Source organism: Rhizobium herbae (assembly GCF_017873135.1).
Taxonomy (GTDB): Bacteria; Pseudomonadota; Alphaproteobacteria; order Rhizobiales; family Rhizobiaceae; genus Pararhizobium; species Pararhizobium herbae.
This window is the reverse complement of record NZ_JAGGJV010000006.1, coordinates 1-14,463: the sequence shown is the minus strand read 5'-3', so window position 1 is coordinate 14,463 and position 14,463 is coordinate 1. Positions and strand designations below refer to the sequence as shown.

The following is a 14,463-nucleotide window of genomic DNA, read 5'->3' as shown; positions in this document are numbered from 1 at the left end:
TCATCCCCGTATCTCGCCTGCTGCGTTGTCGCTATTGGTTTCCAACGTCTTTCCGGCACTCAATTTCTCATCGTCTTTGGGGTCATCGGCGGGACCAGATGGCATTCCGCGGTTTGATCTTCCTAGAGAGTCGGCGAAGATATTTGTTCCGATCGTCAGAACAGCAAGAATGAGTACCGGCGTCGCGACGGCCCAGGCATTCGACAGGAGGCCGATCCTATTTTCGTTGACCATCATTCCCCAATCGGGAATTGATGGGTCCGCCATCAGGCCGAGAAATCCCAATCCAGCGATCAGCGCAATCGAGTATGTAAAGCGCAATCCGAGCTCGACCATGAGAGGCGCTGTCAGGTTAGGGAGTATTTCTCGCGTAATGATCCGCGTCATCGACACACCGATTGCCTCTGCATATCGGATGTAGTCCTCCTCAGAGACTCGCAGTGCCACCGATCGCATGACCCGAGCGACTTGAGGTATGTGGATTGCGGCAACCAGTATGGCGATCAGCCAGGATTTCGGGCCGACTATACTGATGAAAAGCAACGCGAGGACAGTCTGCGGAAAAGCCATCGCAACATCCAGCAACCTCATTATGATGTCGTCGGTCCTTCCCTTCAGATACCCACCGACGATGCCCAACAACGTGCCGATAAGTACCCCAATCACCGTTGCGAGGGCTGAGAGGCCGAGGATTTGCGTGCCACCGTGAAGTACTCGTGAAAGCACATCCCTGCCCATGAAATCCGTTCCGAGCATGGCGTCCTGGGAGGGCGGGTCAAATGGCGCGCCGACGAAATCTGTGGGAGACACCGTTGCCAGCAGCGGACCGATGAGGGCGCCTCCGATGATAATAAGCCCAATCGCCAGCCCAACTAAACCGGCTTTGAGCTCAGACATCCGCCGCCAAAGCGCGTACCCGCTGCCTGAGCGGTTTTTGCTGATTAGGTCGTTTGCCATTGGCGAGCGCTCATTTTTGGTGTGAGTAACATTGCGATCAAATCGGCCACAAGGTTGAGGAGAACGTATACCGTAGCGAGAAGCAGAACAGTCAACTGTATGACCGGAATGTCTCGCGCAACCACTGCATCAAGTAGTCCTTGACCAATACCGGGATATCCGAACACGAATTCGACCAGGACCACGCCACCAGCGAGGTAAGCCAGTGTAAGGGCAACAACCTGCACCACTGGTGCCAGTGCATTCGGTAACGCATGAAGGAAGACGAGCCGAAGCGTGCTGATTCCCTTCAAGCGAGCCATTTCGATGTACTCGCTCGCTAGAACTTCAAGCACCGCCGAACGTGTCATACGGAAGAGGTAAGGGAAGCAGACCACAGAAAGGGTCAAGACCGGCATCACCAGAATAATCGGGTTCTGAAGGACCGAGCTCCCGGGAGGGACCAGGGAAACCGCCGGAAATATATGAAATAGTGATGTCGAGAGAAGGAGAATGAGAAGAATGCCGACCACAAACTCCGGCAGCGCGGCCAAAGCGAGAGCAATGACAGAAAGGCTCGTGTCTACGACACGCCCCACATACAATGCGGCAATAACTCCCAGAGCAATCGACAGCGGCACACTGGCTAGAAAGGTTAGCACAAGTAGCACCGCAGAGTTTACCGCGCGAGGATATACGATGTCGATCACCCTCATTCCGTTAACCAGCGACTGACCGGGGTCGCCTGTCAATATCCCGGAAAACCACGACCAAAACTGGATGATCATCGGCCGGTCCAGTTGGAGTTGAGCGCGGATTTCCATCAGGCGTTCCGGAGTCGCATTTCGGCCCAGTACGGCTCTCGCCGCGTCGCCGGGCAATATTTGCGTCGCGGCGAAGACGATCACGCAAACAGCCAGTAGTGTTAGAGCGCCAAGAAATACGCGACGGATGGTGAACCTCAGCATTGGGCTCGAAACCATGGGAGTCTCCGCTTCTGCTGCACTGCGCCGTTTGCCACGATGCATTGTCACCATGGCAAAAAGGCGAGTGAGAACGGTCTTAATAGTGAGCGAATCCCCTGGCATCACGAGAGCCAAACCGATTTCCACGCGAAGTGTCCCAGCGCATAGCCGGTCCGAGCTTCCGTGAGACCCTCAACATTGCTGGCGAGAAGATCCACGACCTTGTTGAAGGACGGAATGATATATCCGCCGTCTTCGAAATCGATCTTCATCAAGTCGTGGACGATTTCTTTTCGCATGCCTGCGTCAAGCGTCCCGATCGCTTCGTTGTAGAGCTTGGTATACTGCTCGTTGCCCCAGTGGGTCTCATTGAAGGTGGCCCCGGGTAGGTGGCATTCGGCAATTTGAGGCAGGTACGGAAAATGCAACCAGAAATCCTGCGCAAATGTCCATTGTAGGTACTGATCACCGTAGAAGACGTCAGTCGTTACTTGCCGCACGGAAACTTCAACGTTTGCGTCTCGCGCTTGCCGTGCGAAAACTTGGGCCATCTGCGGAACACCGTTGGCGAAATCAGAGGTGACCAGTTCGATCTTCATATTCTCTTGGCCGGCTTTTTTGAGCAAGAATTTCGCCTGATCGAGATCACGGTGCCTTTGTAGGGATGTGTCGTAGAATGAGTCCCACCGCGAAAACACGTCGTTGCCCACTTCGCCGTAGCCGCTGAGCGCGACCTTGATCATTTGCTCCCGGTCAACCAACAGCCTGAAAGCCTTACGAACATTTGGATCGTTGAATGGCGGTTGATCCACTCTCATGGTGAAAGGTGTCCACTGACCAGGTTTGGAGACCAACGCCTTGATGGCGCCACCGGTACCAACCTGACGGACTAGTGAGAGGGGGGCGGCGGCAAGAGCGTCGATCTGGCCGCTCTGCAGAGCATTGAACGCCGCGACGTCGGACACAAAGGAGCTGATCGTCAGTGTGTCGATATGCGCTCCTTCGTCCCCCCAGTAATCGTCAAAGCGCTCGAATATGCTTTGCTGCCCGGGGGTGAAACTCTGAAACTTGAATGGGCCGGTACCGATCGGGTTTGCCGCATCGAACCCTTCGGGGACAATTGCGTAATAGACCGCGGAACAGATGCTCTCCGGGAAGACCGCAAACGGTGCCTTCATAGGCACCTTTAATGTGAGATCATCAATGATCTGTATATTGTCGGCATCAAGAGGAGCCAAAGTTATGGCTCCGGTGAGTGGCGCTTTCGGATTTACAATTCGCCTGAAAGTGTAAGCGACATCTTTCGCTGAAAGTGTTCGGCCATCATGAAACTTCACGCCTTTGCGAAGACGGATCGTCCATTCAGTCGCGTCTGCGTTCGGCTCCATCGTTTCAGCAAGCGCGTTCTTGATGCTAGCGTCCGGCTGCATCTCCACCAAAGGCTCATAGAGCCCCAGTGCGCGCGCGAAATCTGCTTGGAGGACCCCCGAATGTGGATCCAGCGTCTCAGCTGAAGACGCACCAAGCGTGGCGACGCGGAGGTTGCCTCCTCGTTTGGGAACCGCGCTTTGAGCACGCGCCGACAAGGAGGCACTGCCGAGAGCCAGTCCGACGCCGCCGACTAGGGCGCCACGTAGGACGGTACGACGCGAAACTTCCAACATTTGTAAGGTTTGTTCATCAGACATTTGCATTCCCCTTATTGTTTTATTGCTTCCCGAACGCCTGCAACCCGCTATCGGGCGCCGCTACAGCTCAGCCTCGTACATATTTGGCTGAGCCCACCTCGCCGAATTAGGTCGCGCTGTTGACCAATTTCGTGCGCATTTCATCATTACGTTCACGAACCTGTCGTTGCTTCAGACGATAACGTCGATCGGTTCCGGCCGCAGGAAACGGTGAAGGACATTGCCTGTCATTCGCGCGACGTTGTTGTCATATCCGTTGTGCGACAAGGAGGCCGTAAACGCGATCGAACCGACCGAGAAGAACGCGCCACCGCCGTGAAGTGGGCAAAGAACGATATCTGATCGGACGCTTGGCTGCTCCGTACCTCCGATTCCTGGAATAGATTCATAAACCTCTTCCGCAGCGAGTAGGTAGGCATCTGAGAGCGGACCTGAAGTCGCTATTACAAGTGTTCCAGGAGGGCTGCCGAGCACAGGTTGATAGCAGTCGATTTCAGCGCCCGCAGCGCCGCCGCCCATAATCCCGAAAGCCCCAATCTGTTCATCGGCTCCAATGCCCTCGAATACGAAGCGTGCGATTGGATTATGACTGTCTTCAAGGCGCTCGTAGTGGGTGCACTTATCGAACCCCTGAGCCGCGAACCCCACACCCACCAGTCGCTGTGGCGGCAGCCCCTTGTTGCGCCAGAGGCCGGCAATCTCTCCCGATGTGGTGTGGCGCTGGTCGCCGTAAGGCGACTGGTGCGGACGCGTCCCTCCATCGGAACGTCTAAGCTCCATCAAAGATGGCTCCTCGGGATCAAACGATACCGTTGCAAAGAAGCCGTTGCCGCCAAGATACATTAGTCGACCGCCCCGACTTGTGAACTCGTCGATCGCGCCAATTTCATTGCGAGTGACATATTCGGGATGGCTTCCCGTGATGAGGACCTTATAATCTTGCAACAGACCATAGCCTTCCCGGTCCAGGTCCTCGTCCGTAATTGCGTCGAAACCGAGATCCATCATCTCAAGCCAATGAACAATGCACAGATCCGCAGGAAGCCCCCATACTCCCTCCGCTTGGAACCAAGCCCGATGCTTCGGCTGAAGTGTAAGGATGGGTCGGCGCACGCTACCAAACACAACGCCAGTTCCATCGTTATGGATTTCGTAGCATGAGCGCCCAAACTCCGGGTGATCCTGAAGTACCAAATCCCCACGATCAATGATCGGGGTGCGGCTTACGATGATTTCGGCGCCATTGGCCTCGAACGCAATTCTGTCGTTGCCATAGGCCAGATATGTAGCGGTCGAGAAGAGGACGGCGATCTGCGCCTTCTTTTCGCCGGCGCGCACAAAGAAGGGGATATAGTATTCTGCGTGTTCACTCGTCAGTTTCGCTGCGTATACGCCGCTGGATAAATCCCCCGGGACCTCAAATGTGAAAGCCGCCGGCCATTGGGCATCCGTGATGTCATCGTCGTGGAAATGGATGGCATCATATTCATCGGGGACCAGACGAAAATCGTCCGTCAAACCCGCGAAATTGGACCCCGTCACACCTCTCGTCGGCGCGTTATAACAACGGCCATGCAGCATATTAGGCGATTCATCGATAACCTCCCTAAGCAGAAGGCCGTCGGTACGGACGCTGCGCCCAAAGTGCCAGGCTGCGACTAGGTCCTGCGGAGTCGCGTCAGAACCCCCACGCTTTATTGTAATCCCGCCGATCTTCCCATTAAAGGTGTTGGTCGGCAACCACCGGTCCCCATCCCGGCGCGCGAGCCCGCCGATCCGGAATGGCGAGGCGCTCCCAAACCTTTGTTCGGAGATCTCGACCGAGGTTGATTCTGCCTGGAACCCGGTCGCCTGATCCGAGCATCGGTTCATGATGTTACGAATAGGGTTTTGTTCGAGATAGATTGTGCCTTTGCTGGTCGAAATCCGAACCGCTAGCCGATACCATTGGTGAGCCTGTACAGGGCTGTCTAAACACAGCCTGCAAGCCTTTATGCCATCACTCCATATGAAAGCCGGCCTGCCTTCATCGAGGATCAGGGCATAGCCCTCTTGCGTCGCAGCTGACCAATTTCCGAGCAATGCCTGAAAAACTGAAGTACTACCAAAAGAGTTTTGCGTTACATGATAGGCGCCGAAGTTACCCGACCTCATCCCTTGCGGCAGAGTCGGAAAAATATCGATTTCAATCGAGAGTTCTTCTAAGGAGTCGAGAATCCCTTTTTCATCCGGAACCTCAACGTAAGACCCGGGCTGACAGGTGTACCGCCTACCTGGGTAGTTCCCTTCTATATCGGAAGGTATTTCGGCTTCCAAGAAGCCTGGGCCGGCCTCTCCCGTAAATCCATGGCGGAGTCGGACAATCGAGGCCTTGTAGCTGTCGACATTTTCGCAACTGATATGAAAGGAGAGCGATTGGCCCGGTCGCGCAGCGAACCTGTCACTATAACCAAAAATTTGTTGCGTACCGTGTGTCATTGCGCGCTACCTACTTCTTCCATATCGCTGGCCTCGCAGCCGGACTGAGAGCCTGCAAAAAAAGCCTGCCTTCTTATCGCGAAGACACGCCGAAGCGCTTCTTCGTAGCTGGTACAGACCTGCGGAAGGCGGACGAAATTTCCCGGCTCGCCAAGGACGATCCGGCCGATTCCCCACGGTCCATTTTCGCCTAGGGAGATGACTATCTCTTTCCCTGCAATGGCAGCCCGGCCCAAGGCGCGAACCACCCTGGCGGTTTTATCGTTATGCGGGCCGAGCGGCGACGCGTCGAAGGCGACGACGACATCGTGGGTAAACCTTTCCAGAAGAAGGGCGCGGGAACGTCGCTCAAACACGCCGTCCAATTCGTTCAATCGGTGCTCGCTGGTGCGCATCATTATGCCTCGCAGCGCCCGACGACGACTACCCGCTTTCTGACTTCGGGTTTGGTGCTTACTAGTCGCATTTTTACAGTCTCCTCCGTCACCGATGTGAGGGCAATTGTCCTAGTCGGTGAACGAAGTCACCATGCCCCGATCCTCTCCTGAGACGCAGCTGCAGGGTCGATCCTCGACAAAATAGGACTTGGTCTTTCGCGCGTATATCATCACAGCGCACGGCGACTTGCTCGAGAGTGCACAGACTCCAGGCCAAAGGCATGGCTTACGACGGACACGATCGTTTAGGGAGCACTTGGGCGTTTGGCATATGCGGCCCTCACAGATGGGGTGCGTTGACCGGTGTCAATCTTACTGGTATTTTGCTTGTCCAGCGCGGGAGCAACAGCGCGTGTTAAGTTTGACCAAGACAGTATTTTCAATAAGTAAATCGCAGCAGGCCGGCAGCGCGCAGCGTTGGTGCGACTATATGGGGGAGGTTTACTACCCACTAGACTGCACCCCACTAGACCCACGCTCGTTTGAAGGCAGTCTTACGGCCCTACAACTTTCCAATCTGGGAATATCGAAATTTACGGCCGATGCGTTGCGCACAGTTCGCAGGCAACAGCTCTCGGGTACCGAGGAAGTAGTATTTATATTCCCAACGCGGGAGCGCGAACATTTTGGCCATCTCGGAATAGAGGACGAGGTAGGCCCAGGTGAAATGTATGTCCTGAACTCGTCCGAGCCCTATTGGACCCAGATCGCCAACAAAACGCAGAATGTAACGATTAAAGTGCCGGCGAATTGTGTCCGAGAGCGGTTTCCCCTTCTCGACAGAACCTATGGCCGTCGAAACATCGCGAATGCTGGCATGGTCCCGATCGTGGCGCAGTTAGCGCTCCAAACTTTCAATATGGTGCCACTTGTCGACCCGCAGGTTCTCAAACGGACCGAAGACAATATCCTCGATTTGATGTGCATCATGCTAGAAACACGCAACGTTAGCGATGTTCCAGAAAGCACTACAGTCGCTCTATCGGATATAACCTTTCAACGGCTTTCGTCTTTCCTTTCACTCCATTTCCGAGACCCCGGCCTGGCGCCTGAGCACGCCGCTATTTCTTTGCGGGTTTCACTGCGGTACGTTCACAAAGTGTACCAACTACATGGGACGACCTTCGGCCGCGAACTCATGGGACTTCGACTCCAAGAAGCAGATCGCCTGTTGAGAGCACCGTATGGGAAGAACTCCTTGCCGCTTCCTATTTCCGAAGTAGCCTACATCTGTGGCTTTTCCAGCCAATCTCATTTCTCTGCTCGTTACAAAGAGCACTTTGGCTTCACACCAAACGAGCGTCGCTTGAATCCTTCGGAGGACACAGCCTGATATGCCTGACTGAACAAGCCGATATCGCGGAAGTCAAACCGCGACTGCTTGTGCCCTTTGAACAGCCGCAGGTACTTGTTGCAACTATTTTCCGTTTTACCGCAAGAAAATCAATCTGAACTAGAGAAGCAAAGGTGGAGGTATCAACACCTGCGCCGTCCGCTAGATTTGGCCCGCTCCAATATCGAACGCCTTGAACGGAATCGAACCGTCGGCCACTAGAATTGATTTTGCTAAGCTTCTAATTCGTAAGCTACGCTGTCCCAAATCAGAAAAGTTTCGTTTATGAGACTTGATACCGCCGGTTCTGCAATTTCAAGGAGGGTTGCAAAACGTCCTCGGAGAGGCCGAATAGCAGGGTGAAGCTCTCCAAATTTCTAGTCTTGTCATCTGCGGAGACATGCGGACATATCTCCAGCATTGGAGGACGCTCGTGAAAATTTTGCTCATCGAGGATGATATGGAGTTGGCAGAATGGCTCATGAAGGCCTTGAGCCAACGATACGAGTTCATGACAGAATGGGCGGAGGATGGCCTCGTCGCCGATAAGCGCCTCCAGATGGAGGAATTCGACGCCATTGTTCTCGACCTCGGATTGCCGGAGATGGATGGACGGTCTCTGCTGTCTGCAATGCGATCGAGAGGTGACACCACGCCTGCTCTCATACTGACTGCGCGCGATTCTCTTGCGGAGCGTATCGCAAGCCTCCATCAGGGAGCGGACGACTTTCTGGCCAAACCTTTCGCCATCGAGGAGCTGGAAGCGAGGCTGGTCGCGCTCGTGCGACGGGCACATGGCAAGAATACCGGCACATTTGCATCCGGCCCCTTGAGCTATCATTCCTCCGAGCAACGCTTTTCCCTTGATGGCATGGCTCTGGAGCTCACCCCACGAGAGCATTCGATGCTCCGCATCCTTCTGCAACATGCCGGCGAACCAATGTCGAAGCAAAAGATTATGGACCGGATGTTTTCCTATGATGCAGACATTCAGCTCGATGCAATCGAAGTCATTGCCCACCGATTGCGCAAGAAACTAGGGGATGCCGTACATATTCGGACCCTACGCGGGTTGGGCTATGTGCTGGAAGTTGATCCGACGTGACCGGCCGGCAGATCGAAGCGCGGTCTGGACGCCGGCTGGCGGTCACGCTGGGTCTGTGGACCTTGCCGGCCTTGATAGTTGGGATGACTTCAACCCTTTGGTTCAGCGCAACGACTATCAACGAATTGGCAGACAGCGCCTACGATCGCTCACTGGCCGGTGCCATTCGCGCTATCGACGCAAATATTTCTACGGAGAGCGGTGGCGTCGGTGTCGAACAACCATACCAGTTGTTCAAATTCTTCGAGCTGACGGCACAAGGCGCGGTATACTTCAACGTCACGACCGACGACGGGTTCGTGCAGATCGGCGACGTCCTGTTGCCACCTCCTCCAGAACTCTCCAGCGGCGAGATCAACTTTTCGGACGACACGTACCTCGGCCGAACAATCCGCGTTGGTTCACTAAAGCGGCCGCTGTCGCCGGCCACTCCTGAAGGTACTCAGATCATCATTCAGGTTGCCGAGACGAAGGGCTCACGGACGGCGTTTCAGAATGAGTTGATTAGCCGTGCGATCCTGCGGGATATCATGGTTATCCTGGCACTGGTGTTGCTCCTTGCCGCCGGGGCCTATGCGGCGGTCAAGCCGCTCAACCGACTGCGTGAAGCGATCGATACACGGGACCCTGATGATCTGACACCTGTGGAGGTCGCGTCGCTGCCGCTTGAGGTGCGGCCGCTGGTGGAGGCGGTCAATCGGTTGATGCAACGAAACGTCGAGCAAGCGGACCAGCAACGACGCTTCTTGGACGATGCTTCCCATCAGCTACGAACGCCGATGGCGATTATGAGGACACAGCTCGATGTCGCGCTGCATCAGCAGAATCTCGACGATGTCAGGAAGACATTGCTGTCATCACGCAGCGTCCTCGATCGATCGGTTCGCACCACAAACCAGTTGCTCGCACTTGCGCGCGCGCGGACCTCTCAAGGTTATGACGCCTATCCACAGGAACTGATCTCGCTTGAAGAGACGATCGCCGACACGGTGCGAATGCTATGGTCACGTATTCGCAGCCAGCGCATGGATTGCGTGTTCGAACCGGCGGAGGTCAGGGTGGTTGTGCGGGCAAACGAGGGGTTGCTGCAGGAAGCTCTGGTCAACATTCTCGACAATGCCGTTGCCTATGCACCACCCAGCTCGCTAATTTCGATCCGCCTGAGGGTCGAGGGCGATTGGGCCTTCACGGAGATCATAGACGAGGGCCCTGGCATGAATGACGAGGAAATCGCCCATGCGGGTTCGCGATTCCGACGCGGATCGAGCAAGCGGTCGGTCGATGGAAGCGGCCTTGGACTGGCGATTGCACTCACCGTCGCCCGTGCTTTCGGTGGCACAATGACGGTTTGCAATCGCCCGGATAGAAGCGGCCTTGTGGTCACCATCAGCCTGCCTGTCATCTCAGCCCTCCCCGGTTGAAAGCTGTTTGAAAGCTTCGATCCGATATAGCGCTTGTACGCAGATGGAGGTCTGCGAAATCTGGGAGGAAATTCTTGATGAACAAGCGTATTCAAGCCACTATTGCGTCCGTAGCCATGTTTACTTTTCCGGCGATAGGCAAAGCCGAGCCTTCGAAACCCGAATGCATCGCGCCTGCACAGCCAGGCGGCGGTTTCGATATTACATGCAAGCTGGCTCAGGCCTCGCTGCAAAACTCTGGCGCCCTCAAAGCGCCGCTGCGCGTCTCGTACATGCCGGGCGGCATCGGCGCCGTAGCGTACAACGCTATTGTCGGCCAGCGGCGTGCGGAAGCAGGAACGATCATCGCGTTTTCCGCCGGTTCGCTTCTCAACATCGCACAGGGTAAGTTCGGCGCCTACACCGAAAAGGATGTCCGGTGGGTCGCAAATATTGGCACCGACTACGGTGCCGTTGTGGTTCAGCAGGACAGCGTACACAAGTCGCTGACCGAATTGATGGCGGCGATCAAGGCCGACCCGACATCGGTGATTATCGGTGCAGGCGGAACGATCGGCAGCCAGGACTGGATGAAAGCCGCGATGACGGCCCGCGCAGCCGGCATCGACTACAAGACGATGCGCTTCGTGGCATTCGAGGGCGGCGGCGATTGCGCGACGGCGCTGCAAGGTGGTCACGTCCATGTTTGCATGAACGATGTTGGCGACAGCCAGGCGGCAATCGATGGTGGCGCGCCTTTGAAGCTGCTAGCGATTTTCTCCGAACAACGCCTTCCCGGCAAACTAGCTGAGGTGCCGACCGCAGCCGAGCAGGGTTTCGACATCAAGTGGCCCATCGCCCGCGGTTTTTACGTCGGACCCGACGTCAGCGATGCCGACTACAAGTGGTGGGCGGATGCCTTTGCCATGACGATGAAGTCGCCTGATTACGCGCAGCTTCTCCAGGAGCGCAACCTCTTCACGCTGCCAATGACTGCTGAGGAAACGACGGCTTTCGTTCACAGTCAGGTTGCTGCCTACAAGACGCTTGCCGCCGATTTCGGCCTCACGACCAAGTAGGGCTGTAAACATGACCCAGGACCGCTTCCTCGGACTAGCCGCCCTTGCGCTGGCGGCCGCGATGGTCGCCTACGGTTACGGCCTTCAGGCACCTTTTGCCTACGAGCCTGTAGGACCCCGCGCGTTCCCGTTGATGGCAGCCGCTGTCATCGCGGTGTGCGGCATCATCCTTGTATTGAAACCCGGTGAAGCGAACACGACCGAAGGATCGGGCGTCACTCGCCCGATCCTCATCCTTTCGGCCTGCCTACTGGCCTATGCCCTGCTGTTTCAGCCGCTCGGCTTCGTACTGTCAACGACATTGCTCATGGTTCCCATCGCAATGGTGTTCGGGGCGTCGTGGTGGCAAGGGCTGATAACAAGTGCGGTGTTGGCAATCTCTTCCTATCTGCTCTTCGACAGGCTTCTCGACGTCATTCTGCCCATTGGTCCGTTCGGGGGATTCATCTGATGGAAACACTCTCCTATCTGGCGCACGGTTTCGGGATCGCGCTTGCCCCGACAAATCTGCTGCTGGCCACCGTCGGCGCAATCGTCGGCACCATGGTCGGCGTTTTGCCGGGGCTTGGGCCAATCAATGCCGTCGCAATGCTCGTGCCGGTCGTCTTTGCTCTCGGCCTGTCGCCCGAATCCTCGCTGATTTTGATGGCGGCGATCTACATCGGGTCCGAATACGGGGGTCGCATCAGTGCGATCCTGCTCAATGTCCCGGGCGAAGCGTCTGCTGTCATGACTGCCATCGAAGGATATCCCCTCGCGCGACAGGGAAAGGCTGGGATAGCGCTGTCGTTGTCTGCCTGGACCTCCTTTGTCGGATCGGCGATTGCCACCTTTGGGATCGTGATTGCCGCGCCGCTCCTGGCAGGATGGGCACTGGCCTTCGGACCCATCGAGTATGTCGCGCTGATGGTGTTCGCCTTTGCGTGCCTTACCGGCCTGCTAACCGATCAGCCCGTCAAGGCTCTGCTTGCGATCATGCTCGGCCTCGGGATCTCAACGATAGGCATTGATGCCAACTCCGGCGTCTACCGCTACACTTTCGATTCACCGAACCTGGTCGACGGCGTGCAGTTTGCGACTGTGGTCATCGGTCTTTTTGCCATCAGTGAATTGCTGATCATGCTCGAAAGCATGAAAGGAGGAGCTGCCCCCCGTATTGAGCAGCTCGGCCGCCCACTGTTCAACCGCGCCGAAATGAAATTCACCAATGCGGCGACAATGCGCGGATCGCTGATCGGGTTCTTCGTGGGCATCCTTCCCGGCGCCGGCGGCACGGTCGCCTCAGCACTTGCCTATACGACGGAAAAGCGCGTGGTTGAGCGTACTGACCCTGAGGGCAGCCGTTTCGGCCAAGGCGACATGCGCGGGCTTGCTTCAGTGGAAGCAGCAAACAACAGCGCATCCAACAGCAACTTCATCCCGATGCTGACGCTCGGTATTCCAAGCTCCGGAACCACGGCGATCATGCTGGGCGTCTTGACACTCTATAACATCACCCCGGGGCCAGCACTTTTCCGATCGCAACCCGACCTTGTCTGGGGTCTGATCGCTTCGCTGTTTATCGGCAACATCATTCTGCTGGCGATCAACATCCCGTTGGTCGGCCTGTTTGCAAAAATGCTTTCTGTCCCAGCTTGGATTCTCGTGCCTTTTATAGTGGTGGTCAGTACAATCGGGGTGTATTCGGGTAAATCGACGACATTCGATCTTGTGCTTATGGTGGCCCTCGGCGTGGGCGCGTATTTCCTGAGGCGCTTCGGGGTCCCGATGGCACCGCTCATCCTGGGTCTGGTGCTTGGAAAGATTCTCGAGCAGAGCCTGCGTCGCGCGTTGTCACTGTCTGCCGGCGACGTGGCAATCCTCTGGTCCAGCCCCATCGCGATCGTTCTCTGGTCAATGGCCACAGCAGTGTTACTGGTTCCGCTTCTCATGCCCAGGTTCAGACGTTGGCGCGAGAAAGCAGTCGCTGAGCAGGATTGAGGTGGTCCAATGCCTTATCTTGTTGGCAATGACATTGAAGCCCGCCCTGCCGGAGAGCGCCTTCGTGAATTATTGGGCGAACCTTCCATCGTCCGAATGCCGGGCGCTCATAACGGACTCGCCGCGCTGCAGGCAAAGCAGGCAGGTTTCCAAGCACTCTATCTCTCGGGCGCGGCTATGAGTGCTTCGATGGGCCTGCCAGATCTCGGCATTCTCACACTCGAAGACGTGCTGTTCTTTACCCGCCAGATTGTTCGCGCCAGCGGCTTACCGCTGCTGGTCGATGCTGACACCGGGTTTGGGGAAGCGCTGAATGTCATGCATACCGTTCGAAACCTGGAGGATGCCGGAGCTGCCGCTGTCCAGATAGAAGATCAGCTGTTGCCGAAAAAATGCGGCCACCTGAACGACAAGAAGCTCGCACCAGCCGAAGATATGGCCGCGAAGGTCGCCGCCGCCGTCCGTGCACGCCGTTCGTTGCTGATCCTTGCGCGAACGGATGCTGTCGCAGAAGAAGGCATCGACCGGGCCATCGACCGGGCGAGGCTTTACGTAAAGGCGGGTGCTGACGCGATTTTCCCCGAGGCGCTGACGACGGAAACAATGTTTGCGGAATTTTCCGAGGCAATGAGAGGTGTTCCGCTGTTGGCTAACATGACCGAGTTCGGCAGATCCCCCCCAATAAAGGCAGAGCGGTTGGAAGCACTTGGCTATCAGATGGTTATCTGGCCCGTGTCTTCGCTGCGTGTGGCAAACCATGCCCAGCAGAAGCTTTACGGGGATCTGGCGCTTACCGGTACGACGGAAAATCTGCTCCCATTGATGCAGACCCGCGCTGAGCTCTACGAAGCGATTGGCCTCGACGCCTATGAAGCGCTGGACACGTCTATCGCGAAAAGCCGCGTGCCAATCTGACACACCGCAAAGACAGGCTCTCCGAAGACGGATCACAGCGCCTTGAACGGATATGAACCATCGACCCGCTCGGCACTTCTCCAGCACGGAACTGCGAACGAGTTACGAGCGACTAGCGCAAAGATACCAATGTCTAGTCCGCGCAAG

General features: G+C 56.3%; 12 protein-coding genes. 7 read left to right on the top strand and 5 right to left on the bottom strand.

The features are described from left to right. The 5 genes from J2Z75_RS16695 to J2Z75_RS16675 all read right to left on the bottom strand — a co-directional run bounded on the left by J2Z75_RS16695 (position 1) and on the right by J2Z75_RS16675 (position 6,465). On the bottom strand, positions 1–957 hold the full coding sequence (locus J2Z75_RS16695; protein WP_209853911.1) for an ABC transporter permease: 957 nt from the start codon (positions 955–957) through the stop codon (positions 1–3). Then, positions 942–2,048 carry an ABC transporter permease gene (locus J2Z75_RS16690; protein WP_209853910.1) on the bottom strand — a complete coding sequence of 369 codons (1,107 nt, stop codon included), beginning with the start codon at positions 2,046–2,048 and terminating at the stop codon, positions 942–944. Before J2Z75_RS16690 ends, J2Z75_RS16695 begins: the two co-directional genes overlap by 16 nt. Beyond that, positions 2,024–3,589 carry an ABC transporter substrate-binding protein gene (locus J2Z75_RS16685; RefSeq protein WP_209853909.1) on the bottom strand — a complete coding sequence of 522 codons (1,566 nt, stop codon included), beginning with the start codon at positions 3,587–3,589 and terminating at the stop codon, positions 2,024–2,026. Before J2Z75_RS16685 ends, J2Z75_RS16690 begins: the two co-directional genes overlap by 25 nt. A 171-nt stretch (positions 3,590–3,760) precedes the next feature. Continuing rightward, a complete protein-coding gene (locus tag J2Z75_RS16680; protein ID WP_209853908.1) occupies positions 3,761–6,067 on the bottom strand; it encodes a N,N-dimethylformamidase beta subunit family domain-containing protein in 2,307 nt (768 codons plus the stop codon). Continuing rightward, complete coding sequence (locus tag J2Z75_RS16675) at positions 6,064–6,465, bottom strand: hypothetical protein (protein ID WP_209853907.1); 402 nt, start codon at positions 6,463–6,465, stop codon at positions 6,064–6,066. Before J2Z75_RS16675 ends, J2Z75_RS16680 begins: the two co-directional genes overlap by 4 nt. A gap of 391 nt (positions 6,466–6,856) precedes the next feature. On the opposite strand from J2Z75_RS16675, the gene J2Z75_RS16670 reads away from it, so the two are divergent. The 7 genes from J2Z75_RS16670 (at position 6,857) to prpB (ending at position 14,316) form a co-directional block, all read left to right on the top strand. Further along, positions 6,857–7,837 (top strand): helix-turn-helix domain-containing protein, encoded by a 981-nt coding sequence (locus J2Z75_RS16670; RefSeq protein WP_209853906.1) that lies wholly within the window; start codon positions 6,857–6,859, stop codon positions 7,835–7,837. Positions 7,838–8,270: 433 nt separating this feature from the next. Next, a complete protein-coding gene (locus J2Z75_RS16665) occupies positions 8,271–8,942 on the top strand; it encodes a response regulator (protein ID WP_209853905.1) in 672 nt (223 codons plus the stop codon). Beyond that, on the top strand, positions 8,939–10,363 hold the full coding sequence (locus J2Z75_RS16660) for a sensor histidine kinase (protein WP_209853904.1): 1,425 nt from the start codon (positions 8,939–8,941) through the stop codon (positions 10,361–10,363). Before J2Z75_RS16665 ends, J2Z75_RS16660 begins: the two co-directional genes overlap by 4 nt. Positions 10,364–10,440: 77 nt before the next feature. After that, complete coding sequence (locus tag J2Z75_RS16655) at positions 10,441–11,421, top strand: Bug family tripartite tricarboxylate transporter substrate binding protein (protein WP_209853903.1); 981 nt, start codon at positions 10,441–10,443, stop codon at positions 11,419–11,421. Positions 11,422–11,431: 10 nt separating this feature from the next. Then, complete coding sequence (locus J2Z75_RS16650) at positions 11,432–11,872, top strand: tripartite tricarboxylate transporter TctB family protein (RefSeq protein WP_209853902.1); 441 nt, start codon at positions 11,432–11,434, stop codon at positions 11,870–11,872. Beyond that, positions 11,872–13,401: a tripartite tricarboxylate transporter permease gene (locus tag J2Z75_RS16645; RefSeq protein ID WP_209853901.1), complete on the top strand. Its 1,530-nt coding sequence runs from the start codon at positions 11,872–11,874 to the stop codon at positions 13,399–13,401. Before J2Z75_RS16650 ends, J2Z75_RS16645 begins: the two co-directional genes overlap by 1 nt. Before the next feature lie 9 nt (positions 13,402–13,410). After that, complete coding sequence (gene prpB, locus J2Z75_RS16640; RefSeq protein WP_209853900.1) at positions 13,411–14,316, top strand: methylisocitrate lyase; 906 nt, start codon at positions 13,411–13,413, stop codon at positions 14,314–14,316. Positions 14,317–14,463: the final 147 nt, after the last annotated feature.

Bases quoted from the DNA above. Each gene is read 5' to 3' on its own strand.
- J2Z75_RS16695 (WP_209853911.1), bottom strand. From the start codon at position 957: ATGGCAAACGACCTAATCAGCAAAAACCGCTCAGGCAGCGGGTACGCG.
- J2Z75_RS16685 (WP_209853909.1), bottom strand. From the start codon at position 3,589: ATGTCTGATGAACAAACCTTACAAATGTTGGAAGTTTCGCGTCGTACC.
- J2Z75_RS16680 (WP_209853908.1), bottom strand. From the start codon at position 6,067: ATGACACACGGTACGCAACAAATTTTTGGTTATAGTGACAGGTTCGCT.
- J2Z75_RS16675 (WP_209853907.1), bottom strand. From the start codon at position 6,465: ATGATGCGCACCAGCGAGCACCGATTGAACGAATTGGACGGCGTGTTT.
- J2Z75_RS16655 (WP_209853903.1), top strand. From the start codon at position 10,441: ATGAACAAGCGTATTCAAGCCACTATTGCGTCCGTAGCCATGTTTACT.
- J2Z75_RS16650 (WP_209853902.1), top strand. From the start codon at position 11,432: ATGACCCAGGACCGCTTCCTCGGACTAGCCGCCCTTGCGCTGGCGGCC.
- J2Z75_RS16645 (WP_209853901.1), top strand. From the start codon at position 11,872: ATGGAAACACTCTCCTATCTGGCGCACGGTTTCGGGATCGCGCTTGCC.
- prpB (WP_209853900.1), top strand. From the start codon at position 13,411: ATGCCTTATCTTGTTGGCAATGACATTGAAGCCCGCCCTGCCGGAGAG.